The sequence below is a fragment of the Arthrobacter sp. UYCu712 genome, assembly GCF_040547005.1.
In the GTDB taxonomy this organism is placed as follows: Bacteria; Actinomycetota; Actinomycetes; order Actinomycetales; family Micrococcaceae; genus Arthrobacter.
This window is the reverse complement of record NZ_JBEPOZ010000002.1, coordinates 306,822-331,769: the sequence shown is the minus strand read 5'-3', so window position 1 is coordinate 331,769 and position 24,948 is coordinate 306,822. Positions and strand designations below refer to the sequence as shown.

Here is a 24,948-nt window from a genome sequence, read left to right as displayed (position 1 = left end):
GTGGTCAGCGAGGACGAGGGGACTGCGATCAGGTCAGCGTCTGCGGCGTCGGCCAGCGCGCCGGTCGCGGTGACGAACGCACCTGCCCCCGCCGACAGAGGCTCCTCCGGGGTTTCGGCACACACCAAGTATTCGAATCGTGGTACGCCATCGGCAGAACGGTCGACGCCGAATACCTCCGCCAAGACGCCCAACTCAAACAAAGACACCGGTGGTTGCAGGATGACGGCAATCTTTTTAAGCACCTCATCATGATATGGCCGAATTTTGTCTATAAACAGCGTTTACGCCACTTTCGCTGCATAACTTGCCGGTGGAATATTGCTTCTATGACTACTCAACCAGCCGCCAGCCCGACCGTGATGTACGGGCACGCCGGCCCCATGACTGCCTGGACCACCCACGGTGACGGGATCGAAAAGATCTCACCACGCCAGCTGCCGATACCGACACCAGGGCCTGGTGAAGTGCTGGTGAAGATCGCGGCGCTGTCCCTTAACTACAGGGACCTGTTGGTCGTCGGCGGTTTGGGTGGTTGGAAGCCGGCCCACCCCGTGGTGCCAGTTTCTGACGCGGTGGGCACCGTTGTCGGGGTCGGAGAGGGAACCAACCGGTTCGCCGTCGGCGACCGGGTCTCTGCGATATTCCTACCCAAGTGGCAGTCGGGCCCGCTCACGCGTGAGACGTATGTGACTCCAACAGGTGGCCCGGCTAACCGCGGCATGCTTGCCGAATACGTCACGATCGATCAGGACGAGGCCGTGAGCGCACCACGCTCTCTTGATGATGAGCACGCCGCAACGCTGCCGGTCGCTGCCCTTACTGCCTGGCACGCTGTCGTGCGCCGCGGACGCATCCAGCGAGGCCAAACGGTTCTCATTCACGGCACGGGCGGCGTTTCGTTGTTCGCGCTGCAGTTCACTCTCGCACTTGGAGCCATCCCCATCATCACCTCCAGCAGCGACGACAAAATCCGAAAATTGCACGCGCTGGGTTCCCTCAAGACGATCAACTACCGGAAGACTCCCGATGTGGCCTCGGAAGTCCTAAGACTTACGGGTGGGGAGGGCGTTGACCACGTCATCGAGACGATTGGCGGCGAGAACCTTAACCACTCCCTGAGGGCCGTGAAAATCGGGGGAGCCATCGCCTTCATAGGACTCATCGCCGGTTTGGCGGCGCTCATCAACACCTATGAGTTCGTCAGCAAAAACGTCACAATTCATGGCGTCGAAACCGGATCGCGTGAAATGTATGAGGAAATGGGCGCGTTCATCGACCAACACTCCATCCGCCCCTTGGTCGACTCGACATACACAGCCGAGAAGATCCACGAGGCACTCAAGCACCTGGAAGCTGGCCAACACTTCGGCAAGATCGTCATCACAATGCCACAATCCCCGCTGCCCGGGTGGTGACTCCTAGCCGGCGTCCACTCCGTGTCCACTGCACGCTCACCTTCAAGGCAGGGGAACGCCCCAGAGGGGTCGTATCACGGCGAGCGACCACAGGCCAGGGAAGAAACGCGCCCCACTAGGAATGAGCTGCCGCGGAGATCTCGGACAGTGGGCCCTCTTAAAATGAGGGTCTACCGAAGGTAGAGATCAGCATGACCGCATCACGCAAGCGATTTACCCAGGAGTTCAAGGACGAGCTGTGCCGGGAGGTGATCAACACGTCCAAGCCGATCAAGGACGTGGCCACCGCGTATGGTGTCGGCCCCGAGACGCTCCGGAACTGGCTGGTCAAGTACCGCGCGGCCAACGGCGGCACGGAGGCGGATCTGACGGTGTCTGAACGGGCCCGGCTGAGGGAGCTCGAGCGTGAAGTTCAAGAGCTGCGGGCGGAGACTGCCTTCCGGAAAAAAGCCAGCGCTTACTTCGCGCGGGAGCAGCGGTAGTGAGCACGTATGAATTCATCGATTCCCGCGGAACAGACCGGGTGCTCTCCCGAGCTGGTGCGGCAGATCATGCGCGGCCAGGGCCTGGTGGCCTGTCAACCACGCCCGTTCCGCATCACCACCGAGGCTGGCGCTGAGGCGGCCGCGGGCATGCCCGACCTCGTCCAGCGGGACTTCACCGCGGACCGCCCCGGGGTGAAGTTCGTCGGCGACATCACCTACATCCACACCTGGCAAGGATTCCTCTGCCTCGCCACCGTCATCGACTGCTACTCGAAGAAAGTCGTCGGCTGGTCCATCGTCGATCACATGCGCACCGGACTCGTCGCAGACGCGCTCAAGAACGCCGCCGCTACGACCCGGATCGAGCCGTCCGCGATCTGGCACTCTGATCGGGGCAGCGTCTACACCTCAACGGATTTCAGGGCACTGGTGGCCGGCCTGGGCATGCGCTCCCCGATGGGACGCACGGGCGTCTGCTGGAACAACAGCATGGCCGAATCGTTCTTCTCAGCCCTGAAGAACGAGCGTGTGTATCGGACCGTTTACGCGACCACATCACAAGCCCGCAGCGACGTCCTTCGCTACATCGAGGGGCTTTACAACAGCCGGCGCCGCCACTCCGCGCCCGGTTACCGGCGGCCCAACGAAGTCCACTCTGGTTATCAACAGCCAGCCCTGGCAGCGTAGAAAACCCACTCAATCCGCTGTCCGAAATCCCCGCAGCAGCTCAGAAGCCGGGGTCTTCAAGTGCAGAACGCTCTGCATCGGCCAGATCTGCCCCGTCAGCCGGTCAATAGTCTGTGGGCGCCGGCTTCTGGATCTATTAAGGCGGCTGCGAGTTCACGTTCGAGCCTTCAGTTTCGACTTCCAGTCCGATGTGGCCTCCTGCGGGCGGCACATCCGGTTCTCCACCGGTCGTTCAAGGCCTCCGACGTGGTCGCGGCGCGGGAGGGCATCATCGCCGAAACCGGATACCACACCGGCCTACGTCCGCTGCGACAACGGGCCCGAGTTCACCGCTGAGGTTCTGGTCAGCTGATGCAACACCGCCAGGGTGTCCACCGCATTCATCGACTCCGGATCGCCCTGGCAGAACGGCTTCGTCAAATCATTCGACGCCCACTTCAGAAGGGAACAACTCTCCGGAGAAATCAACGACCCCATGGCCGAAGGCAAACGGTAGTGGGAAACCTGGACCCAAGAAAACCAATTTAGCTATCGCATAGAAGCCGGACTGCAACGGGGCCCAGCATGTCCCGGTGAAGGCATCGGCTGTTTTTGGCGAGAGGAGGCCGACGGATCGGGTGCTTCTGTGGGGGCGGGAGTCCATCATGGAGTCACGCGGTTGGCTTCTGGATCTTGCCGAGGACCCGCGACAGAAGCAGGAGGTCCTCGTTGGTGAGGGTGGACGCGAACTTACTCTCGATCGCGCGGATGTAAACCGGGGCCGAGGCGCGGAATTCGGCCAATCCGGCCTTCGTGATGACAGCGTATGCCGAGCGTCGGTCATCAGGATGGCCCTCCTTGGTGATCAGGCCTCGGACGACCAATTCGTCCACGAGCCGGCTGACCCGTGTTCGGCTAAGGACCACTCGTTCTGCGAGGTCGCTCATCCTCAGTCGTCCCTCTGGCTCGGTTGCCAGTTCGAGCAGAACGTCGTACCACGACAACGGTAATCCGGTCTGACTTTGGACTTCCTTGTCCAGGATTGGGACAAGCGCGGCGTGTACTTGGAGCAGTGCGCCCCAAGCATCGGAGGCGAGCTTCTTGCGGGAAGGCATAAGCCAATCCTATTCGATGTTGCGTGCACACGCACACTCCTTTATAGTTGTGTGCACACGCACATAACTAGAGAAAGAAGGCATCATGGTCGAACTCATCAGCCGCGACGAACTCCGGCTGGCAATTGACTCGGGAACTGTCACTGTAGTCGACGCGCTGGGGGGCATGTACTACGAGCAGCAGCACCTGCCCAAGGCGCTGCCACTCGTGGAAGCCGACGTGGCGGCACAGGCACCGAGCCTGCTCCCGGACCAGAATGCTGCGATCGTTACCTACTGCTCCAATGAGTCCTGCCCGAATAGTCAGAGCGTAGCGAACCGACTGGTGGCAGCTGGGTATACCAATGTGCGCAAGTACCGCGAAGGCATTCAGGACTGGGTACAAGCGGGCCTGCCGATCGAGTCTGGCGCGTTCATCAACGCCTAACGAGGTCGCCGATCAGGCCGGCCCTCGCCGTGACCTCGGCATCCTCCTGACTTCCGTGGAGGCCACCGATGCAACAGGCCAGAGTGGCAGCGCCTCCGGCGACGCCACTTCCTGGAAGGCGGAACTTTTATGCAGACCCGGGCGACTGAGACCATGAGATACCGCCGCAAGAAATGATGATCAGCGCCCTGTCGTGGACGTGCCCAGATGCGGGTTCCAGCGGTCGTTGCAACACCCAGACTATTTTTGGGCGTTGCAACGACCGTGGTTCGTCTGAGCGGACCGGAAGAAGGCGTTTTTCGAGGTCTTTGACCGCCTGGGGAGTACGACGGCGGCCGCTAGGGAGCTCGGATTCAACGCCGCGACATGTGCCGGCTGGGTCCGCAGTGCCGGGTTGAAGAGCCGTGGGAAAGTGGGATCGGGCCGCGCCCCGGGGTTACGTCCCGCTGAGTGGTGGAGTTTGCCTCGACACCGTGCGGGTCAGTTCTCTGATTGTGCTGCAGTGAGTTCGGGAGCAAAATCGCCTCCTCGACCGGTTCGGCGGGTGCCGTGTTCATTGCCTTGAGTTCGGCGATGGAGGCCTCGGAAAGGTAGCGGCGGTCCCCGGCTTCCCACTCGTCGTGTTGCTCGACGAGGACCGCGCCGGCGAGCCGGAGGAGGGCCGCGGGGTTGGGGAAGACCCCGACGACGTCGGTCCGCCTCTTGATTTCCTTGTTGACCCGTTCCCTGGGATTCGTGGACCAGATCTGGCGCCAGTGCCTGGCCAGGAACCCGGTGAACGCGAGCACGTCGTCCCGGGCGTCGCCGAGCATCGCGGCGACCTTCGGGTGGGATTTGAGAAGCATCCGGGTGACTTCGTCGAACTGGGTGTTGACGTGCCCGGCATCGGGCTGGGCGAAGGCGGTGCGGATGATCGAGGCGACCATGTCCTGGGATCCCTTGGCCACGGTCGAGAGCACGTTGCGCATGAAATGCACCCGGCAGCGCTGCCAGGCCGCGCCCTGGAACACCGTCCCGATGGCTTTCTTCAAGCCGCTGTGGGCGTCGGAGATCACCAGCTTCACTCCGTCCAGCCCGCGGGTCTTCAGCGACCGCGGGAACGTGGTCCAGAATCCCTCGTTCTCGCTGTCGCCGACGTCGAAGCCCAGGACTTCCCGGCGTCCGTCGGCGGCCACCCCGAAGGCGACCACGACTGCCTGGGACACCACCGGGTGCCCGACGCGGGCCTTGCAGTAGGTGGCGTCCAGGAACACATACGGGTAGTCCATGGCCGAGAGGTCGCGGTCCCGGAACGCGCCGACTTCGTGGTCCAGGTCCTCGCAGATCCGGGACACTTCGGACTTGGAGATCCCGGTATCGGCCCCGGGCGCTTTGACCAGGTTGTCGACCTTGCGGGTGGAGACCCCGTGCAGGTAGGCCTCCATCACGACCGCGTAGAGGGCCTGGTCGACGCGGCGGCGGCGCTCAAGCAGGGCCGGGAAGAACGACCCGTTCCGCAGCTTGGGGATCTTCAGGTTCAGGTCCCCGGCGGTGGTCGTCAACGTCCTGGGCCGGGACCCGTTGCGTTGGGTGGTCCGTGCCTCGGTGCGTTCGAACGGGGCGGCGCCTATGAACGCGGTCGCCTCGGCCTCGCTGAGCTGCTGGTACAGCGTTTCGGTCGCGGCAGGGATCCGGTCCGAGACGTCGGTGAGCTTCAGTTGTCCAAGCAGGTCGAGCAGGGCGGACTGGTCTAGAGCATCGTGTGTTTGTGTCCTTTGTGAGTTCTTTGATCGGTGCTCACTGACCATCGCACGATGGCTCTTCACGTCGGGAATCAGATACTCAGAAGCCGGGAACTACACCACTCCACGGGACGTAACCCAAGGATAGGCCGGGGCCGCTGGGCGAACGAAGAATTCGGGCGAGCGGAACAGGCGATCCAGCACCTTCGCCGCCGAGCCGCCGCCGAGGGGCGTCCGCTATGTGACGGGCGCCCCGGCGACGGTGTCAGTCGGCGAGGATGTGGTAGAGCGCGCGGCGGGTTTCATCGATTTTTTCCATCGCGGCATTGCGTTGCTCCTCGGTGGCCGAGAAGCGGAACTGGTGGATAACGCCCATGAGTTTTCCCACGCTCTGATGGAATGCCGGGCCGGATCCCTGCGGGTCGGTGTTCCACGCGTTCCCCAGCTCTTCGACGTGCTCGGCCACGTAGGCCCTGCCCGCATCGGTGAGCGCGAACTCGGTGCCCCGGCCATCACCCACCGGCTCGATGAGCTCTTCATCAACGAGCTGCTGAAGCGTGGGGTACACGGAGCCTGGGCTCGGACGCCAGGCTCCGGACGTCTTTTCGGCGATTGTCTTGATCAGGCCGTAGCCGTTGGAGGGTGATTCGGCCAGGAGCGAGAGAATCGCCGAACGAACATCGCCCCTGCTGGCCCGACGTGAACCGCCGGGACCGAACCCGGGTCCAAAGCCCGGCCCGAAACCTGGCCCAAACCCGCGGCCCGGCCCGAAACCGCCGTGTCCGTGGGGCCCGCGGCGGCTCCTGCTGCGCCCGAAGCGTCCCAAGTAGGCTCCGTCGTCTGTGAATTTATCGTCTGGAGTGCCTTTCATAGTGGCATCGTCCTTCCACTGCATTTGTGTTTCACTGATGGTCACCGATCCTTCGGCGATAGTTAACGATATATCGGTGAGTATCGCGGGTCAAGGGTTGAGATCGGCCCCTCTTAGGCGGGTCATGGCTTCGGCGCCGTTTCCCCGGTGATGTCCGACGGGCCTGAAAATTCATCGGAGTCCTGCCAGGTGGTGCCTAGGACAGCCGTCAGGGCCACGGCGGCCAGCGCAGGCATAAGGCCAGTGCGGCCGGTGGTCAGCGGGGCGATGGGACGGTAGATGATCATCAGGGTCCTCCTAGGGGCGGGTGTTCCTGTGACCACTCTCCTGCAGCGGAATTGTCGGGAACTTAGCTTGGCCTGTGCCCTGGCTGTGCGACGGCTGGAGTGGTCTGCGAAACCCGGTCCCACGGTCGAGCGGCCACCGGTGCCTCAGCCGGCAGTTCAGCGTTGGCCGCATCTATCCCGGCGACGGTGTTTCTGCCCGCGGCTTTGGCGGCGTACAGGGCGACGTCGGCCTCCTTTAGGAGCTGTTCTGTGCTGACGCGGTGGCCGGATGAGTAGGCCGATATTCCTGCGCTCATGGTCAGGACGCCGAGGGGACCGCCGGAGTGCGCGATTCCCATGGCCTGGACTGCCGCCCTTGCCCGTTCCACGGCCATTCGGGCCCCGGAAATCTTCTGGTTGTGCAGTATGAGGAGAAATTCCTCTCCGCCGTAGCGGTAGACGCCGTCGCTGCTCCGGGCATGGCTGGCGAGTGTGTCTGCGACGGTCTGCAGCGCAGTATCGCCGGCGGGATGTCCGTAGAGGTCGTTGTACGCCTTGAAATTGTCGACGTCGCAAAGGGCGACGCAGTAGTCCTGCCCGTACCGCTCGCTGCTCTCGTGCAGCCGTTCGATGTCTTCGGAGAGTTGGAGCCGGTTGGAGAGCATTGTCAGGGGATCCCGGCGTGCCTGTTCGGCCAGGGCGGTGCGGTAGCGGGCGAGGTCCGTGTGCAGCGAAGTTACCCTGAGCGCTACGAGAAGGCGCGTGTGAAGGATGAAAGGGTCCAGGGGCTTTGTCACGTAGTCGTCAGCCCCGGCCTGCAGCCCGGCAAGGACATCGTCCTGCGACCCGTGCGAGGTCACGAGGACAACGTAGGTGTAGGAGTCCTCGTCGGTAGCCCGGATGGCGCGGCAGAGGGCCAGCCCGTCCAGGCCCGGCATTTTCAGGTCGGTCACCACCACCTGGGGCCGGTGGACCTGGAACAGCTCCCAGGCCTCGTCGCCGTCAGCGGCGACGAGGCATTCGTGCCCGGACTGCTCTACCGCAGCCTTTGCAACCAGCCGGGAAATGTAGTCGTCGTCCGCTACCAGGACTTTCATGGCTTCCCCGCCAGTGCGTGACCCAGGGCCTCGTCGACCAAAGCGAGTTCCGCCTCGAGCCTCGCCAACAGCTCCGGGTGGGTCTGATCGGGTGTGTCCGTGATGTGTTCGAGTTGGTGGCAGAGCGCAGCCGCCCGGTTGGCTCCGATGCTGGCCGCGGCGCCCTTGAGCTTGTGGGCGGCTCCTGCGAGGGCGTCGCCACGGCCCTCGTCCAAGGCCCGGCGCATGGAGTCCATGCTCGGTTGAATGTCCTGCCGGAATGCTTCTGCGGCTTGGGGCAGCAGCCCGTGCCCGTCCCGGGCACCGAGGGACCGAAGGATCGACAGCCTGGCGGGATCGAGTACGGGCTCGTGGCCGCGCGGAAGGAGTGCGGGGATCCATCGGGCGAGAACTGCCTCCAGTTTGGCCAGATCCACCGGCTTGGAGAGATGGTCGTCCATGCCTGCGGTGGTGCACCGTTCGCGGTCCTCGTCCAAGGCGCCGGCCGTCATGGCGATGATCGGCAGCCGGCGGCCGCTTCCTTCCCGCGCACGGATCGCCCCGGTGGCCTCGAAGCCGTCCATGACCGGCATATGGCAGTCCATGAGCACGGCTGCGTACCGGACCTTCCCGGTTGCAGCGACCGCCTGTGCACCGTCCTCGACGACGTCCACCTGGTATCCCAGTTTCGCGACCATACCCTGCGCTACGAGCTGATTTACGTCGTTGTCCTCGACGACGAGGATCCTGCCGCGTGAGGGACCGATGTGCTGCGCGGCCGCTGACTGCGCGGGCCCGGGGCGGGCAGCTGCTGGCCCTGCGGCTGCTGCGGACGGGGCGGCGACCAGTCGCATGAGCCGGTCGAAGAGCGCTGAGCTGCGCACGGGTTTGGTCAGCCATTCCCGGACACCGGCCGCTGCAAGCTCGGCCCTGTCGACCTGCATCGTGGAGGTCAGCATCATCATCCGGGCGGACACTGCGGTTCCCTCGGTGCTGAGGATGTGTGCAAGCTCCAGCCCGTCCATGTGTGGCATGCACATGTCCAGGACGGCGATGTCGTAGGGCCGGCCGGCCGCTTCCTCTGCCCTGGACCGGGCCAAGGCTTCCCGGCCGCTGGTCACGGCGTCGGGTTTCATTCCCCAGCCCGCCAGCTGCGATTCCAGCACCAGGCGGTTGGTCGCGTTATCGTCCACCACCAGCACCCGGAGCCCGGTGAGCAGATCCGGTGGCAGAATGGCCGGGGCAGGGGCCGCCGGCAGCGGGATGGCGAACCAGAAGGTGCTTCCTTGGTCCGGGGTGCTCATGACTCCGATTTCCCCGTCCATGGCCTCGGTGAGCCGACGCGAGATCGCCAGGCCGAGGCCGGTCCCGCCGAAGCGACGGGTGGTGGACGCGTCGGCCTGTGAAAATGATTCGAACATCCGGTCGTGGTCGGCGGAGTCGATCCCGATCCCGGTGTCACGGACTTCGAAGCGCACCACGCCCAGGCCGGAATCGGCGTCGGCCTCCTCAACGTGGACGCGGATCGCGACCTCGCCGGAGGCGGTGAATTTCACGGCATTAGAGGCCAGGTTCAGCAGGATCTGGCGGATGCGGCCCGCATCCCCAAGCAGCCGCGCCGGGACGTCGTGGCTGCAGTAGGCGATCAGTTCGAGACGTTTGGCCTTCGCGGATTCGGCCAGGAGAACGGCGACTTCTTCGACGAGCACGCGCGGATCGAACGGTGCGGGGGCCAGATCAACCTTGCCGGCCTCGAGTTTCGAAAAATCCAGGATGTCGTTGATCAACGTCAGCAGGGCTTCGCCGGCGCCCTTCACGCCTTCGGCGTACTGGCGCTGAGTCTCATCCATGTCCGTCTGCAGCATTAGCGAGGTCAAGCCGATGACGCCGTTCATGGGAGTGCGGATTTCGTGGCTCATCGTGGCCAGGAACTCCGATTTGAGACGGCTCGATTCTTCCGCCGCCTCACGGGCAACAAGTAGTTCCGCTTCGGCTGCCCGGCGGGCGGTGATGTCCTGGGCAATCGTTGCTACCCCGCGGACGCCATGCTCGCCCCGGATGGGTGAGACGGTCATCGAGACAGGCAGCACGGTCCCGTCCTTCCTGACCCGTTCGGTTTCGTAGCTGCAGGCATCCCCGCTGTCGAATGCTGCCTTGATGGTGGCCAACTCGGACTCGCGGTCCGGATCCCGCATGAGGAACCCGCGGTTCCGGCCGATCGCCTCGGACGCCGCGTAGCCGTAGAGCCGTTCCGCACCGGGGTTCCAGATCGTGATCAAGCCCTGGCTGTCCGAGCCGAGGATCGCATCGTCCGAGGAATTCACAATCGCGCCCAGGCCTTCGAGCTGCGCGGTTCGCTCGGCCACCTTCGACTCGAGATCACGGGTCAGCGTGACGTTCTGGTAGATGATGACGAACTGGCGGGCGGCGACCAGCACCACCACGGTTAGTCCGGTGAGCAGGAGGAAGGGATCAGTTTCCTGCCTCAGGCGGTCAGGGGAGACCAGGATTGCGCCCGCCACGGGCAAGTAGGGCAGCAGTTCCAGCGCAAGGGTGTATCTGCGCCGGTCGACCCGGCTCCGTTCCGTGCGGCGGGCCAACGGGGCCAGCGCAATCAGCAGGAACGCAAAGACCCATCCCGCCGCCAGCGGCGTTCCGGTCACTCCGGTGACGCCTTCGAAGGTCAGCCTGACATAGACGCTGTCGGTCAGGGCCAGGACGAGCATGCCGCCGCCCAGGCAGAGCCACCGCAGCCGATCTCCGGGCGCACTGCGCATGGTCAGCACCAGCACCAACGAACCCATGAGGACATCAACCACCGGGTAGGCCACTCCGGTCAGGTGGGCGAGAAAAGCCTGGCCTTCCGTCTGGGACACGGGACCGAGCACCGTGGCCCAGCTGATGAACAGGACTGCACTCGCGATGACCGCTGCGTCCAGCAGGGTGCGCATGAGGGCAACGCGGGAGCCCGGGGGCCGTTTGAAGGAAAACAGGGCAACGACCGCCGGTACCGCGTAGCCGAGGAATGCGGCGTCGGCCAGCGACGGGAACGGATAGATGTGGTCCCGGGTGAGGCCGAAAAACGTCCAGATTCCCTGCCCGGCCGCCCAGAAGGAGAACGCGATGGTCATGAACCGCCAGCCGGCCGCGTTTGCATCCGGGCGCCGGGCAGCACGCGCGCAGCTGGCCACAGCGACGAGTGCGGCGAGCAGAATCGCGAAATCGCCGACCGTCAGCGCCAGGGTCGTTCCCGGGACAGCTGCCAGGACTCCGGCCAGGGCTGCACACGCCGTGAAGGCGGCAGCCATCAGCCACCGTACGGGGACTACGCGCGGCGCTCTCATGAGAGCGCCAGCGAAACGACGGCGGGAACGCCGGGAAAGCTGTCCGCCTCGGTCGGGTCGATGTAGACGGCGTTCCGGCCACATCGGATCAGCTTTGGCACTGCCGGGGATGCCGTTCCGGCGCCGGAGTGGTTTTTCGATTCCATCGGGCAATCACGGGGCAAAATCCGCTTAGCCCCGGCGGTTCCGGCCCGTTGACGGTCAAACATTCAATTCCCAGCTGCCGGTCTGTTCATACTCAGATGATGGTGAATCTACCGTCCCATACCGGCAGAATCGCATCCGGCGCGTTCACGCAGGAAAACCGAAGGATCTGCGCAGCTTCCCTCGCCTGCCATTCCCGCTCAAGCTGCGTCGCGTCCGTGTAACGGGTTGGTGACGGTTCGGGTGGGACCCATCCGGGAGGTCTGTGTTGTCGAAGTACTCCTGACAGACCAAGCCGGACCCGCTGGAAATATGTCAGGCCGTGCACCACGGCCGCGGGTACGGGAACATCCCGCTCACCGATTTCAAGGAGTACTCCCATGCGTACATCGATCAAGACTTTCCTCGGCGTTGCCGCTGCCGGTTCGCTGATGCTTTCCCTGGCCGCCTGCGGCCCGTCAAACACCGCCTCCACCGCCTCCTCCGCCCCGGCCGCCTCGTCCTCGGCATCGGCCGAGATGCCGAAGCCGCTGGCCGCCATCCCGGCACTGACCGGCACGAGCACCGCGGTCAAGCTCGACGCCTCCTTCGCCAAGGCCCTGGAGACCCTGCAGCTGACACCCGGCGTTGTCGGCACCGCGGCGCTGACCGACGGCTCGCTGGTCTTCCCGATCACCGGCGGCAAGGTCGACTACTACGACCCCGCCAAGGACTACCGCCCGTACGTCCAGGGCCTGATCAGCCACGCCGGCTCCGGATTCTCCCTCACCGCCGGTGAGACCAAGGTCGACCTGACCAACTTCACCATCGACCCGGGCAGCTCCAAGCTCTACGGCGACGTCGCAGTCAACGGCGAGACCGCCGCGAAGCAGGCCTACATCTTCAACCTCGACGGCTCCACCCTCAAGCCGCTGGCGAAGTCCGGCGACACCGCCATCCTCGAGGGCACCCGCGTGCTGATCTCCGACACCGCCGCCGGCCTGCTGAACAAGACCTTCAAGACCGACGCCGTGAAAGCCGATATGCTCGTCGGCATCGCCAAAATCACCGTCAACACCAAATAAGACCCACCCCGATAACCGAAACGCCACGGACCTTGGGGGTCCGTGGCGTTTCGGTTCGGCTCTTAGAGGGGTCCCTGGCGGTCCCGGAATGGTGGAGATCAAGTCATGCATAAGCCCGACCCGCAGAGGCTGACCGAGGCGTTGGCGGCCAAGTTCTGCTCGCCCACACGAAGCTCGCGTCTGACCGTCGTCCTAGGCCGCTGGCTCGGCGTCAGCTTCACCATCTGCTTCCTGACCGGACTTTTCAGCCACGGACTGCAGAATCCGCCGTCGTGGATGATCTTTCCCACCAGCCCGGTGTGGATCTATCAGCTGACCCAGGGGCTGCACGTGACGGCGGGAATCGCCTCCATTCCGCTGCTGCTGGCGAAGCTGTGGTCCGTGTACCCCGAACTGCTCAAGTGGCCACCGGTGAGGTCGCTGACCCACGGTCTGGAGCGGGCTTCGATTGCGGTGTTTATTGCCTCGTCACTTGTTCAGCTGACCACCGGACTGATCAATACCTACAAGTGGTATCCGTGGCCGTTTCCGTTTCGCGAGACCCACTACTGGCTGGCCTGGGTGATCTGGGGTTCGCTCCTTGTGCACATCGCATTCAAACTGCCAGTCATTGCGGCCCACTGGCGTGCGCGCCCGGCGCCTGGGAGCACCCACACGTCAGCGGCGGACGACGGCGGCCTGACCGCCGTCGGGCGTGCATCCGGCTCCGGCAGGGCAGGACCCGGCCGGTGGTCGCGACGGGCATTCCTGACCGGTGTTGCCGCGGCGACAGGAACCGTCGTCCTGACGACGGCGGGACAGTCGTTCTCCTGGCTCGCACCGGCGAACTTTTTCGCCCCGCGCAAAATGGGCACGGGACCCCAGGGCGTCCCGGTCAACCGGACCGCTGCCGACGCTAAGGTGATGGAGCTGGCCAGTTCCGACAACTGGGTCCTCCACGTACGCCATGGATCCACTAAGCATGCCTTCAGCCTTGCCGAACTCCGGGCGCTGCCGCAACACACCCAGGAGCTGCCGATCGCATGCGTCGAAGGCTGGAGCCAGATGGCGACATGGCGCGGCGTGCGGATGAAGGACCTCATGGATGCCGTCAGGGCTCCGGCAGGATCAGCTCTCAAGGTCACAAGCCTGGAACCCGAAGGGGCATACCGGATCATGAACATGCCGGCGGAGTACGCCCAGGACGGGAAAACGCTCGTGGCTTTGGAACTTAACGGCTCCGTGCTCGATCTGGATCATGGCTACCCGGCCAGAATCATCGCCCCCGGGCGTCCCGGGGTCCTACAGACCAAGTGGCTGCACAGCGTGGAGGTCCTGTGAAAACATCGAGAACTGTGAAAGGCGTCCGGGCCGCGCTCGGCATTGCCGGCACCGCAATTTTGGGCTACGGGCTGCTGGGTCTGCCCACCCAACTGGGTCCGGAACAGTTGATCGGTCTGCTGACCTGGATGGCTGTTGCGGTCCTCATCCATGACGGCGTCATTGTGCCGCTCTCCACCCTCGCCGGCGCAGGTCTGACCCGAGCAGGCTCGAAACTCCAGTCGCCGTCCGCTGCCGTGCTCCGTGGCGCCCTGCTGACAGGCGCGGTAGTCACCCTGGTGGCGGGGGTCCTCTTGAAAGCCCAGTCCGTGGCGCGATCCGCCACGGTCCTGGAAGCAGACTACGCCGGGAGCCTCATATGGTTTTGGGTACTATTGGCCGCCGGCTCCGCCGCCGCCACCGTCACGCTCGAACGCCGTGCCGGCCGGTCAGGGCGCATCCGTCCCTGACCGGATCGCCGGGCTGCCACTCTGTAACGGTCAGACAGGTTCACCGCGCAGGGGAGCGGTGGCAAATTCCCGCATCCCTTCGTCGAACCCAACAGCAGGGGCCCAGCCCAGTTCGGCTTTGATCAGCTCGGAGGAAGCGGTGACGTGGCGGACGTCGCCGAGCCGATACTCGCCGGTTACGACGGGGGCCGGACCGGAGGCGAAGGTGCTCAGTGCCGTGGCAACGTCACCGATCGTCCGTACATCATCCGCGCCGACGTTGTAGGCGCGGAATCCCGGCGCATCGGCGTCGGACAGCAACCTGGCGGCGGCAATGTTGGCGGCGGCGATATCCCTGACATGGATGAAGCTGCGCCGCTGCCCGCCGTCCTCGAAGACCCGCGGCGCTTCGCCGCGGGCCAGTGCCGAGCGGAACAGGGAAGCGACCCCGGCGTAGGGCGTATCCTTGGGCATTCTGGGGCCGTAGACGTTGTGGTAGCGCAGGGCTACTGCCGAGCCGCCGGTGCTGCGGGCCCACGAAGCGGCAAGATGCTCCTGGCTCAATTTTGATGCAGCGTAGACGTTGCGCGGATCCAGGGCGGCGGCCTCGGTGACCATCGCGGGGACAAGGACCGCGCCGGTTTCCGGGTCTCGGGGATCATAGATGCCTGCTCGCAGATCGGCCTCGTCCCGGGGTCCTGGCCGGACCGGCACCCCCGTCGTGGGATGGACGTAGGCGCCTTCGCCGTAGACCACCATCGAGGAGGCCAAAACCAGGCGGGTGACGCCGAGCCGTTCCATGGCGGCCAGCAGCACGGCAGTGGCGTAGTCGTTGTTGCGGATGTAGTCCGGCGCGTCGGCGAAGCTGACGCCCAGCCCCACTTTCGCACTTTGGTGGCAGACCGTATCAACACCCTCCAATGACGCACCGACCGTGGCCGGGTCCGCGACATCGCCGGTCAGGAGTTCCACGCGCGGGTCCAGGGCCGGAGGGCGGGGGTGCAGGCCAGGATGCAGTGAGTCGAGGACCCGCACGGACCAGCCCTCGGCCAGGGCGGCATCGACGACATGTGAACCGATGAAACCGGCGCCGCCCGTGACGAGGAGTCTCATCGGGTCGTCACAGCTTCCCGGACAACGGGGAGGGCCATGATCCTGGCCACGGCTACCTGATCCATCAGCGGGCGGGGGGAGTAGTCAGCGCCGATCGCGGCGACGGTCGCTTCCAGAACGGCCAGGACACTGTGCTGGGCATTCTTCAGCCGGGCAAAGACGGCGTCGGCCGTCACCGGCTCCGAGCCATCGTGTCCTGTGTCGGAGTCCGTGACGAAAGCCAGGTTGGCGAAGCCCATGTTCAGTTCGGCGGCCAGAACCGGTTCGGGATACTGGGTCATGCTGATGATGTCAGCGCCGCCGGTGACGTACCATGCCGACTCTGCCTTCGTTGAAAAGCGCGGACCGTTGATCACCACCACCGTTCCTTGCGGGACGAAGGACAGGTTTTGCCCCGCGAGGGCGGCGGCCAGATGGGAACGCAGGGTCGGGCAGAACGGCTCGGAGGCCGGCAGGTGCTGGACACCGGCAGGGGCGACGCCGTCGGCTATGGAGCCGTCGAAGAACGTATCGGTGCGTCCCCATGTGCGGTCGATCAGTTGGTCGGTGAGCACAAAGGTCTCAGGCCCGAATCCTTCCCGCAGCCCGCCCACGGCGGAGGATGAGAGCACTGCTTCGACTCCGAGACTCTTGAGCGCCCACAGATTGGCCCGGTAATTGATTTTCTGGGGCGGGACAGAGTGGTCTCCGCCGTGGCGGGGGAGGAAAGCCACGCTTTGTCCGGCCAGGTCGGCGAGCGTCACGGGGGCCGACGTCGGCCCGTACGGGGTCTCGACGTCGACAATCGACCGGACGGTAGCCCCGGGGAGCCGGTAGGTCCCGGAGCCGCCGATGATGCCGATGCGCGCCCGTGCCGCGCCGGGAATTGATGTGTCCATGATGCAATCCTGCCATTCGTCGGAGTGATTAAGGGGCAGCGGGTGGCCCGTCATCGAGCCGCCGCCGGAGAGTGAGGCGCCTTAGTTTGGAGGCCTTGGATGACAGCCACTCGAGACCTGCCGCGGTGACGCAGCCATGCACCTGAGGCTATGGCTACGGCTGCCAGGAGGAGGACGCCCTGGTTGAGCGGCCCGCTGAAGGGGGCGACCGTGGGGACCATGTAAATGACGTCCAGGGCAAGGATCACTGCCACGTATTCCCACCTCCGGCTCAGGACGACGAACGGCAACAGCATAAGCGCATACCAGGGGTAATTGGGGCTGACAATCAGCAATGTCAGCCCGATCATCACGGTCTGCTGTTCCCAAACATTCCCCGCGCGGGTCCGCCGCAGTACAACGAGGGAGACGACTGCCAGGGCCGCGGCGCTGAGCACCGGCGGCCAGGGACCGGCGGAGACGAGCTGCGCGAGGCCGAAGCGGATCCCGCCGCTTTGGCTGTAGCCCTCTTCTTTGAGGTAGCCGGGCAGGAAGCCCAGGACACCTTCGCCGGCGGCAGCGAGATAGGGGACGTACAGGAGGGCAAACGTCGCCACGGCTGCGGCGATGAACCTGGCCGGGCGCCGGAACAACAGGGCCGGGGCTGCAATGACCGGAATGAGTTTCGTGGCCACCGCGGCGCCGAAAGCGACCCCCGAGCGCAGCGGTTTGCCGCCGGTCAGCAGCATCCCGGCGGCCAGGATCAGCGCGCCGCCCAGCAGATCGACGTGGGCATTGTTCACGGCCTCAAGCTGCACGAACGGGCTCCAGCCCCATACCGCGGCGAGGTGGAGGGGCAGGCCACGTCGGGCCAGGACTACGAGCAGCATCAGCCCGACAGCGACGCTGATGAACAGCCCGCCCAGCTGGAAGGGAAGGTATCCGACCGAGTCAGCGACGGCGGCCCGCACCCCGGCGAAGTAGATTTCCGCTGTCGGCGGGTAGATGGTGGGCACATGCGGCCGGTTGATGGCCGTGCACAGGGGATTGCCCGACGGGTAACCGAAGGCCGCGACAGATTCCGTGCCGAAAAGGTCTTTGGCGCAGGCCGTCCGTCCGTCGTCGCCGGAGGCCCCCGGCTGGAATAGCCAGTCCGGCCTCAGATCGCCGAGGGTCTCGTCCACCGGTACGTGGGAATAGGGGGAGATTCCTGCCTTCTGGACGATCCCGTCCCAGGCGTACCGGGCAGAGTCGTTGCTGGTCCGCGGCGGTGCGGCCACGGCGAGCAGGCCGAGCAGCACCGTGCCCGCGACGATGATGGCACCCACCCGGCGCCGGGGAACATGCCTGAGGAGACTGATTGCCCCGAGCAGCACCACCCACGAAATGCACGTGCCGACGATCGGCGCCGATTCGAAGGGGTTCCCGGGGACGACCATCCACCACAGCAGGACCGCAATGACAAGGAAGAGAGCCGGCAAGGCGACGTACAGCTTGAGTGTGGTGCCGGCTGCGCGGATTGGTGAGAGGGGAGCGATGGTCACCCTGCGATCCTGCCTGGTTCGGCGGCAGGCGTCAGGCGGCAAAAGACCCGGCCATTGAGCCGTTGAATCGCAGTCACTGTCCACCCGCTGCGCCGTGCCCGGGACACGAGCCCGGCACTGCCGGTCCGTGCCCAGCGGAAAGACTCGCTCTGGTTTCCATCCCCGTCTTCGAGCACGGCGGAGTAGACGGTGTCCATGTCCTCATCGGCTTCCACCTCAACCAGGAGAGTTCCGTGCGGTGTAATGAGTTGGCTGCAGCGCCGCAACAGGGAGGTGATGCCTCCGCCGATGCCGACGTTGCCGTCGAGCAGGATGATGGATTGCCACAGACCGGGCTGCGGCAGCGGGGCAAACACCGATTGCTCAAGTACACGGGCGCCGCGGCCTCGCGCCCGGCGGACCGCCTCGGCGCTGGTATCGATACCCAGGGCGGGCAGGCCCATCCGCTGGGCGGCAGCCAGCAACCGGCCGGGGCCGCATCCGACGTCGAGGACCGGACCTTGAAGGCTCTGCAGCAGCGAACGCTCCAGGGGGCTTGCGTCCTCGCACCAGCTGCGGACATCAAAGTCCACGGCGTCTGCTTCGTGGTCGGAGCTGTCCGGACGGAGCGTCAGCGTCCCGGATCCATCCGCAAGCGCCTTCGCGTAGGGCTCGCGGTGCCCTTGGCCGAAGTGGGCGGCAGGAGCCACAACAGTGGCCGTCACGGCCGCGCACCGGCGCCGAGCAGCGAGCCCCGCACAAGGTGTGCAGCCGCATCGACAGCGCAGGCAAAGTCCGTGCCCGGCATAAGGGCGGCGATCTCGAGGGCATCGCCGAAGCGGTCCATGTCAGTCAGCTCGGGAAGAAGTCCGACGCTCAGCCCGGCGGCGACCAGCCGAGCGAGCTGCCTGGCCCCGGTTGTGTCAGTGGACATGGGCACGCCCCGGATCAAATCTCCGTTGGGCCGGCGCAGGGCGAGGGCCCAAAAGCCGCCGTCCGTGGCCGGACCTATCCAAGCCTCATGACCCGCGCCGGTGGACCAATCATTAAACAGTGGCGCCACATGGTCGGCAGCGAACTGGGGTGTATCCATGCCGACGATGAGAAGCGGACCAGTGACTGCATCGCAGATGCCAGCGAGGCGTTCGTCCAATCCTCCGGCTGCCTGCGGTACAACGGTGAAGCCGGCGGCGTCCGCGGCGGTCGGCGTTCCGTCCATGACCAGCAGCCGGTTCCGTGCGGGGAGGAGCCGGACGGTGCCCAGCGTGCGGCTCAGACTCAGCTGGGCCAGGGCAGCGGCCCGCTCGGGCGTCAGCGGAGGACTCAACCGGGTCTTGACGCGCCCAGGCAAGCACTCTTTGGCGATGACCGCCACTGTCAGTTCCATGCTGCTGCTCATGACTGTCATTCGCTGCCGGAACCCGTCCGGACCGGTCTGGACGGCGAAGCCGCTGCGGCTGCCTTGAGCTGGACCGACATATCCCGCACCGCCGTCACAGTTCCGCGTACCGTTCCTGTCACCTTCGACTTGCCGGTACGGGGTGCGTAGGGAACAGGCATCTCCTCTATCCGCCAGCCGCGCAGGCTCGCCTTGAGGAACATCTCCAACGGGTAGCCACTCCGGCGGTCTTCCAGCCCGAGGGACAGCAGCTCCACGCGGCGTGCTGCTCTCATGGGGCCGAGATCAGTCACCCGTTCACCGGTCAGGCGCCGGAGCCGCCATGCCAGGACAATGTTGGCGATGCGGGCGTGTAGGGGCCACGAGCCGCGCTGCGGCTGACGGCTGCCCAGCACCAGCTCCGCAGTGCCGTCCATGATCGGAGCCAGAAGGGCCGGCAATTGGGCAGGGTCGAGTGAACCGTCGCAGTCACAGAAGGCGACGAACTCGGCGGTGGCCGCGAGCAGGCCCGCGTGGGCGGCGGCACCAAATCCACGCCGGTCCTCAGCGATCACTGCCGCGCCCAGACTCGCCGCCAGCTCAGCGGACCCGTCCGTGGAGCCGTTGTCGACAACAATGGCCCGATACCCTTCCGGCATGCGGGAGAGCACCCACGGCAAGGCGCCCCGTTCGTTCAAACACGGCAGAATGACATCAACCATGGCTCCGGTCATCTCAGACATCCTTCAAGGCTTGGTTCCCGCGACGTCGTTTCGCGCGGGATTTCTAACGGTTCCCGTACAGAAAAGTGCCACGGACTCCCCAAGGAGGAACCGTGGCACTTCCCACCGGTGCAGACCATGCATCCGGCAGGTTTTCCTGGGGTGGGTCTTATTTGGTGTTGACGGTGATTTTGGCGATGCCGACGAGCATATCGGCTTTCACGGCGTCGGTCTTGAAGGTCTTGTTCAGCAGGCCGGCGGCGGTGTCGGAGATCAGCACGCGGGTGCCCTCGAGGATGGCGGTGTCGCCGGACTTCGCCAGCGGCTTGAGGGTGGAGCCGTCGAGGTTGAAGATGTAGGCCTGCTTCGCGGCGGTCTCGCCGTTGACCGCGACGTCGCCGTAGAGCTTGGAGCTGCCCGGGTCGATGGTGAAGTTGGTCAGGTCGACCTTGGTCTCGCCGGCGGTGAGGGAGAATCCGGAGCCGGCGTGGCTGATCAGGCCCTGGACGTACGGGCGGTAGTCCTTGGCGGGGTCGTAGTAGTCGACCTTGCCGCCGGTGATCGGGAAGACCAGCGAGCCGTCGGTCAGCGCCGCGGTGCCGACAACGCCGGGTGTCAGCTGCAGGGTCTCCAGGGCCTTGGCGAAGGAGGCGTCGAGCTTGACCGCGGTGCTCGTGCCGGTCAGTGCCGGGATGGCGGCCAGCGGCTTCGGCATCTCGGCCGATGCCGAGGACGAGGCGGCCGGGGCGGAGGAGGCGGTGGAGGCGGTGTTTGACGGGCCGCAGGCGGCCAGGGAAAGCATCAGCGAACCGGCAGCGGCAACGCCGAGGAAAGTCTTGATCGATGTACGCATGGGAGTACTCCTTGAAATCGGTGAGCGGGATGTTCCCGTACCCGCGGCCGTGGTGCACGGCCTGACATATTTCCTGCGGGTCCGGCTTGGTCTGTCAGGAGTACTTCGACAACACAGACCTCCCGGATGGGTCCCACCCGAACCGTCACCAACCCGTTACACGGACGCGACGCAGAAGAACATGCGGACGAAGTTCGAGGCAGGGGCCGCGGACGGATTCAACATCATGCAGCCTGTGTTCCCGTCCGGCCTTGACGTCTTCGTGGACCACGTCATCCCTATCCTGCGGGAGCGCGGACTCTTCCTGCGTGAATACACCGGACGGACCCTGCGCGAGCACTACGGGCTGCCCCGGCCGGCCAACACCTTCGCTCCGGCCTCCCGGTCCAGCCGGCCCGACAACCCGGCCCCGCAGGGAAGGGCACTCCTGGTCTCTACTCCGGGTCTCTGCGCGATGATCTGAAACCGGCCGCCGGGGCCTGACGACTTCCGGCATATTTTGGACCGGCAGGGGGCTGCGTCAAAGACCCGCGTCGGGAACAAGGGCAGTACATCCATGTTCCCCATGCGGGTCTTTAGCCCCTGACCCGAGGCTCGGGTGCGAAGGAAGAATAGGCGACAGGTCTTGTCGTGTGTCGCGCACCGGAATCAAATGAATTTCAGAGGAAACCGCCGCCGCACCGGCCCGGGTTCCTGGCCTCAGAATATTGACCAAGTGGAGGAAACAGTGAGCAGACCGTCAATCGAGAACCTGTGGGACAAGCTGGATCCAAATACGCAGGAATGGTTGCGGGCCAATCCCGGCAGCGTCATCCTTCCGCGGGGCGTGACGGATGTGCTCCAGCGAGCTAGTGACCGGCAAGAAATCTTCGAGGGAGTGGATCGAAACGGCCAGCTCCCGCTCTCCCCACAAGACCAGGCCTTCATCAAGGCCGAGGCTCTCTCCGCGCCGGTGGGTCACCCTGTGCCACCGGGGGCACCGTCCCACTGAACCTTCTGTCGACACGAAGCTCGAGGCGGATCCGGATACACAAGCCAGAATAGCCATATCAGGGATCTGGCCGCGATCGAACCTGCGCGCCAATGGGTTGCCCGGCGCAGCGCCGGTGGCGCCATCGGTCATGTGCCCGCCGGTCAAGTCCTCAACGCCGACAGCCCGGACTACTCTCCGTGTCCCTGTACGTCGTCGGCCGCGACCGTTGAGATTCCGCTCAGGGTGTCGATGTAATCCAGCGTTTTGGGACTCACATGCCGCACGGCGGCAAGGGCCTCGCGAAGAACGGCTCTCTTGGCGTGGTCGCCGAGTGCGCCTTGGAGTTCCAGTACCGTCTCGATGCCCTGACGCTCGAGCACGCACGTCAAGTCCTCTACCTGGGCGAGACGGCCAGGGGAGGGCCAGCTGATAACGTCCGAGAGCTTCCCCGTGTCGAGGTGACGGCGGAATCCGCTGGTCGTGGCAGCATCCGGCCATGCCGCGACCAGTGCGAGAACACGCGGCTTGACGGTCGCGTGGTAGTTCTGCCGTCGCTGCAACGTGGCATCGACAATGATGGCCCCGATGTGGTCCCAGCCACGGCTGACGTCGGGCGAGGCGTCTGTGCCGTGTGAGTCCGTGAACTCCGGAAGGTTGGCAGCATCATTGTCGATATTCATAAGTGAATACTTTCATGTGCTGGCGGTGGGCGTGTGGCTGCGTCAGCTGACGGCGGAGAGCTCAAACGGAAATGTTGGGATTCCTGACGGACGCTTTGGCCGAAACGAGTCAGCGCAGCCGTCGGTCCAATCTCTGCTCCATGCACCGCAGTGCCGCTGCAGCCACGTCGGCTTCTCGGCGGCTTCCGAATTGTGCGGCCAGCAGGGGGCCGGCCGCGTCCGCTTCGCAGATGTCACCGATCGCCTTTTGCGCCGACAGTCGGACGCGCTCAACCGGATCTGAGGTCAACTCGACCAGGGCAGCCGATCCCTCTGTCAGTTCCCGGCGGCGACAGACTTTGGCGCACATCTCCCGGACCCGCCAATGCCCGTCACCGAGGCCCTTGACCGCGGCCGGTGCTGCTGACTCGTTCCATGCGTAGAGGAATGCCCGGGCTCCCCAGACCCGGGGCCAGTAGGGTGCCCAGCCCGGGGAGCCGCCCAGCAAACCGATATCCGGGCCGTCCCCGGCCGCCTGCCCGGCAAGAAGCGCCACCGCCCACTCGACGACTTTATCCTCGCCGTAGAGGTGGACGGCGCTCTCAATCAAAACCTGCGGACGGGGCCTCATGCCCTGATCATAGGGGCCCTGCCCGGAGCGGGAAATACCCAAGTGGCACCGCAGAAGTGCGGCACTCAGTCAGGCGGTGGGTGTCATGAGCGGGTTTGGCTGGCGTCGTACTTGCTCAGCGACCACAGCATCCCCAGGCTTGTCAGCAGGACGCACCACAGCAGTGCCTGCCACCCGTACTTTCCAACGTCGGTACCCATCAGCAGCCCCCGCACCGTCTCAATGAAGGGAGTGAACGGCTGGTACTCGGCCACCGCGCCCAACCACGCGGGCATGGAATCCGTCGGGACGAACCCGCTGCTCAGGAAGGGCAGGAAGGACAAGGGCATGGGCAGGTTGCTCGCCGTTTCCACGGTGTCGGCAACAATGCCGAGGGCCAGGCAGAGCCAGGTGAGCGCGAAGGCGATGAGGGCAACGACGCCGAGCGCTGCCAGAACCCCCGGCACCCCACCGGCGGGCCGGAATCCCAGCAGCATCGCGGCAGCCCCCACCGCCAGTGTCGCCAGCAGCGCCTGCACAACGCTGACCAGGGCGTGCGCGGACAGGATCGCGACGCGGGAGACGTCCATCGTGGCCAACCGGGCCGCCACGCCCTGTCGCATGTCCATCGCGATATAGATCGCGGTACCGGCGCCCCCGGTGCCCACGGCCATAAGTACGATGCCAGGGACCACGTACTGCAGGTAGGCCGCGACTCCGCCGTCGGCTTCTGCGCCCAGACCCGCGCCCAGCATGCCGCCGAAGACGTACACGAACATCAGCAGGAAGATTACCGGCAAACCGATCATCATGATGACCATCGACGGGTAACGGACCAGTCGTTTCAGGCCTCGCCCCGTCAGCGTCGCGGTGTCCGCCAGGGCGTGTTGCACGGCCCTTGGTTCGCGGCCCGCAGCCGGTGCCGTCATCGTGGTCATGCTTCCTCCTTGGCGGGTGCTCCGGTGAGCGCGAAAAAGACATCGTCAAGGTCCGGCGCGGCGGTGGTGACTTCGGTAGGTTCCACGCCGGCGGCTGCCAGCAGGTTCAGCACGCCGCGCACGGCGGCGCCGTTGGCCGGGGTTGGCACGCGGAGCTCGAGTTCGTCGTCGGAGGCCGGCAAGCCGTCCGGTACGACGGTGGCCAGCGCCAGCCGCGCCCTGCCCACCTGGTCTTCTGTGGCGAAGCGAAGCCGCAGCTGCTCCTCGCCGACCGTTGCCTTGAGCTCGGCCGGCGTACCTTCGGCGACGATGCGTCCGCCGTCGAGCACGGCCACCCGGTCCGCGAGCTGGTCGGCTTCTTCGAGGTACTGGGTGGTCAGGAAAAGGGTGACACCGCCGGCAACCAGTGTGCGCACCACATCCCACATGGCTCGCCGGCTGCGCGGGTCGAGGCCTGTGGTGGGCTCGTCGAGGAAGATGATCCGCGGGTCGCCCACCAGGGTCATGGCGAGGTCGAGCCGCCGCCGCATGCCGCCCGAGTAGGTGGATGCGGGCCGTCCGGCGGCCTCGGTCAGATCGAACTGGCGCAGCAGACGCTCGATCAAGGCCTCCCTCGCGCTCTTGGGCCCATGGCGCAGACGTGCCATCAGCCGGAGGTTTTCGGCGCCGGTGAGGAGCTCGTCGATTGCGGAGAACTGCCCCGTCACGCCGATGGCCCGGCGGACACGGCCCGGTTCGTCGGTCACGGAGTGGCCGCCCACCACGGCCGTGCCCCCGTCCGCCTTGAGCAAGGTGGCAAGGATCTGGACAGTGGTGGTCTTGCCGGCACCGTTGGGGCCGAGCAGGGCGAACACACTGCCGCGTCCGATCCTCAGGTCGATGCCGTCCAGGACGGTGTGATCACCATAGGTTTTGCGTAGTTCACGGACATCGAAGGCGAGGTCCGTGGCAGTGACTGTGGCAGTCATGATGTCTCC

At 65.4% G+C, this 24,948-nt stretch carries 23 protein-coding genes and 5 pseudogenes; 9 read left to right on the top strand and 19 right to left on the bottom strand.

The genetic code is table 11. The features are described from left to right. Positions 1–245 (bottom strand): annotated as a pseudogene (locus ABIB51_RS03680) (AraC family transcriptional regulator); the annotation flags it as partial. Between the two features lie 138 nt (positions 246–383). Here ABIB51_RS03680 and ABIB51_RS03675 point away from each other — a divergent pair. The 3 genes and pseudogenes from ABIB51_RS03675 to ABIB51_RS03665 all read left to right on the top strand — a co-directional run. After that, positions 384–1,418 carry a zinc-dependent alcohol dehydrogenase family protein gene (locus ABIB51_RS03675; protein WP_354185546.1) on the top strand — a complete coding sequence of 345 codons (1,035 nt, stop codon included), beginning with the start codon at positions 384–386 and terminating at the stop codon, positions 1,416–1,418. Positions 1,419–1,609: 191 nt separating this feature from the next. Then, positions 1,610–2,590 (top strand): annotated as a pseudogene (locus ABIB51_RS03670) (IS3 family transposase). Between the two features lie 157 nt (positions 2,591–2,747). Beyond that, positions 2,748–3,080, top strand: a pseudogene (locus ABIB51_RS03665) (IS3 family transposase); the annotation flags it as partial. A 160-nt stretch (positions 3,081–3,240) separates the two neighbouring features. Here ABIB51_RS03665 and ABIB51_RS03660 read toward each other — a convergent pair. Then, positions 3,241–3,684: a MarR family winged helix-turn-helix transcriptional regulator gene (locus ABIB51_RS03660; protein WP_354185544.1), complete on the bottom strand. Its 444-nt coding sequence runs from the start codon at positions 3,682–3,684 to the stop codon at positions 3,241–3,243. A gap of 85 nt (positions 3,685–3,769) precedes the next feature. On the opposite strand from ABIB51_RS03660, the gene ABIB51_RS03655 reads away from it, so the two are divergent. Beyond that, positions 3,770–4,111, top strand: coding sequence for a rhodanese-like domain-containing protein (locus ABIB51_RS03655; RefSeq protein WP_354185542.1), 342 nt, complete (start codon positions 3,770–3,772; stop codon positions 4,109–4,111). 563 nt (positions 4,112–4,674) lie between these two features. On the opposite strand, the pseudogene ABIB51_RS03650 reads toward ABIB51_RS03655, so the two are convergent. The 6 genes and pseudogenes from ABIB51_RS03650 to ABIB51_RS03625 form a co-directional block, all read right to left on the bottom strand. Continuing rightward, positions 4,675–5,898, bottom strand: a pseudogene (locus ABIB51_RS03650) (IS256 family transposase); the annotation flags it as partial. Positions 5,899–6,097: 199 nt separating this feature from the next. After that, a complete protein-coding gene (locus ABIB51_RS03645) occupies positions 6,098–6,703 on the bottom strand; it encodes a PadR family transcriptional regulator (protein WP_354185540.1) in 606 nt (201 codons plus the stop codon). 122 nt (positions 6,704–6,825) lie between these two features. After that, positions 6,826–6,990, bottom strand: coding sequence for a hypothetical protein (locus ABIB51_RS03640; protein ID WP_354185538.1), 165 nt, complete (start codon positions 6,988–6,990; stop codon positions 6,826–6,828). Between the two features lie 62 nt (positions 6,991–7,052). Then, complete coding sequence (locus ABIB51_RS03635; RefSeq protein ID WP_354185536.1) at positions 7,053–8,066, bottom strand: GGDEF domain-containing response regulator; 1,014 nt, start codon at positions 8,064–8,066, stop codon at positions 7,053–7,055. After that, the gene (locus ABIB51_RS03630) at positions 8,063–11,353 is read right to left on the bottom strand and encodes a hybrid sensor histidine kinase/response regulator (RefSeq protein ID WP_354185534.1); all 3,291 of its coding nucleotides are present in this window, start codon (positions 11,351–11,353) and stop codon (positions 8,063–8,065) included. Before ABIB51_RS03630 ends, ABIB51_RS03635 begins: the two co-directional genes overlap by 4 nt. Before the next feature lie 32 nt (positions 11,354–11,385). After that, the gene (locus ABIB51_RS03625; RefSeq protein WP_354185532.1) at positions 11,386–11,535 is read right to left on the bottom strand and encodes a hypothetical protein; all 150 of its coding nucleotides are present in this window, start codon (positions 11,533–11,535) and stop codon (positions 11,386–11,388) included. Positions 11,536–11,913: 378 nt separating this feature from the next. Here ABIB51_RS03625 and ABIB51_RS03620 point away from each other — a divergent pair, with 378 nt between their 5' ends. From ABIB51_RS03620 to ABIB51_RS03610, 3 genes are all read left to right on the top strand, one after another. Then, complete coding sequence (locus tag ABIB51_RS03620; protein ID WP_354185514.1) at positions 11,914–12,597, top strand: hypothetical protein; 684 nt, start codon at positions 11,914–11,916, stop codon at positions 12,595–12,597. 105 nt (positions 12,598–12,702) lie between these two features. Beyond that, complete coding sequence (locus tag ABIB51_RS03615; RefSeq protein ID WP_354185530.1) at positions 12,703–13,917, top strand: molybdopterin-dependent oxidoreductase; 1,215 nt, start codon at positions 12,703–12,705, stop codon at positions 13,915–13,917. Then, positions 13,914–14,366 (top strand): hypothetical protein, encoded by a 453-nt coding sequence (locus ABIB51_RS03610; protein WP_354185528.1) that lies wholly within the window; start codon positions 13,914–13,916, stop codon positions 14,364–14,366. The genes ABIB51_RS03615 and ABIB51_RS03610 overlap by 4 nt, the downstream gene beginning before the upstream one ends. A gap of 30 nt (positions 14,367–14,396) precedes the next feature. Here the strand turns inward: ABIB51_RS03610 and ABIB51_RS03605 are convergent, their stop codons facing one another. From ABIB51_RS03605 to ABIB51_RS03575, 7 genes are all read right to left on the bottom strand, one after another. Beyond that, positions 14,397–15,458 (bottom strand): NAD-dependent epimerase/dehydratase family protein, encoded by a 1,062-nt coding sequence (locus tag ABIB51_RS03605; protein ID WP_354185526.1) that lies wholly within the window; start codon positions 15,456–15,458, stop codon positions 14,397–14,399. Then, positions 15,455–16,336 (bottom strand): MTAP family purine nucleoside phosphorylase, encoded by an 882-nt coding sequence (locus tag ABIB51_RS03600; RefSeq protein ID WP_354185524.1) that lies wholly within the window; start codon positions 16,334–16,336, stop codon positions 15,455–15,457. The genes ABIB51_RS03605 and ABIB51_RS03600 overlap by 4 nt, the downstream gene beginning before the upstream one ends. 50 nt (positions 16,337–16,386) lie before the next feature. Continuing rightward, on the bottom strand, positions 16,387–17,859 hold the full coding sequence (locus ABIB51_RS03595) for a glycosyltransferase 87 family protein (protein WP_354185522.1): 1,473 nt from the start codon (positions 17,857–17,859) through the stop codon (positions 16,387–16,389). Then, a complete protein-coding gene (locus ABIB51_RS03590) occupies positions 17,856–18,563 on the bottom strand; it encodes a methyltransferase domain-containing protein (protein WP_354185520.1) in 708 nt (235 codons plus the stop codon). Before ABIB51_RS03590 ends, ABIB51_RS03595 begins: the two co-directional genes overlap by 4 nt. Then, positions 18,560–19,237 carry a TIGR04282 family arsenosugar biosynthesis glycosyltransferase gene (locus ABIB51_RS03585; RefSeq protein WP_354185518.1) on the bottom strand — a complete coding sequence of 226 codons (678 nt, stop codon included), beginning with the start codon at positions 19,235–19,237 and terminating at the stop codon, positions 18,560–18,562. The genes ABIB51_RS03590 and ABIB51_RS03585 overlap by 4 nt, the downstream gene beginning before the upstream one ends. Before the next feature lie 5 nt (positions 19,238–19,242). Further along, complete coding sequence (locus ABIB51_RS03580) at positions 19,243–19,959, bottom strand: glycosyltransferase family 2 protein (protein ID WP_354185516.1); 717 nt, start codon at positions 19,957–19,959, stop codon at positions 19,243–19,245. 148 nt (positions 19,960–20,107) lie between these two features. Further along, positions 20,108–20,791 (bottom strand): hypothetical protein, encoded by a 684-nt coding sequence (locus ABIB51_RS03575; protein ID WP_354185514.1) that lies wholly within the window; start codon positions 20,789–20,791, stop codon positions 20,108–20,110. A gap of 193 nt (positions 20,792–20,984) precedes the next feature. Between ABIB51_RS03575 and ABIB51_RS03570 the strand changes: the two are divergent. Then, positions 20,985–21,254, top strand: a pseudogene (locus ABIB51_RS03570) (hypothetical protein); the annotation flags it as partial. A gap of 264 nt (positions 21,255–21,518) precedes the next feature. Beyond that, positions 21,519–21,782 (top strand): hypothetical protein, encoded by a 264-nt coding sequence (locus ABIB51_RS03565; protein ID WP_354185512.1) that lies wholly within the window; start codon positions 21,519–21,521, stop codon positions 21,780–21,782. Between the two features lie 170 nt (positions 21,783–21,952). Here ABIB51_RS03565 and ABIB51_RS03560 read toward each other — a convergent pair whose 3' ends face one another. The 4 genes from ABIB51_RS03560 to ABIB51_RS03545 all read right to left on the bottom strand — a co-directional run bounded on the left by ABIB51_RS03560 (position 21,953) and on the right by ABIB51_RS03545 (position 24,939). Then, on the bottom strand, positions 21,953–22,444 hold the full coding sequence (locus ABIB51_RS03560; protein ID WP_354185511.1) for a hypothetical protein: 492 nt from the start codon (positions 22,442–22,444) through the stop codon (positions 21,953–21,955). A gap of 109 nt (positions 22,445–22,553) precedes the next feature. Continuing rightward, positions 22,554–23,054 (bottom strand): HEAT repeat domain-containing protein, encoded by a 501-nt coding sequence (locus ABIB51_RS03555; RefSeq protein ID WP_354185509.1) that lies wholly within the window; start codon positions 23,052–23,054, stop codon positions 22,554–22,556. Between the two features lie 83 nt (positions 23,055–23,137). Then, complete coding sequence (locus ABIB51_RS03550) at positions 23,138–23,971, bottom strand: ABC transporter permease (protein ID WP_354185507.1); 834 nt, start codon at positions 23,969–23,971, stop codon at positions 23,138–23,140. Beyond that, positions 23,968–24,939 (bottom strand): ATP-binding cassette domain-containing protein, encoded by a 972-nt coding sequence (locus tag ABIB51_RS03545; protein ID WP_354185505.1) that lies wholly within the window; start codon positions 24,937–24,939, stop codon positions 23,968–23,970. The genes ABIB51_RS03550 and ABIB51_RS03545 overlap by 4 nt, the downstream gene beginning before the upstream one ends. Positions 24,940–24,948 lie beyond the last annotated feature (9 nt).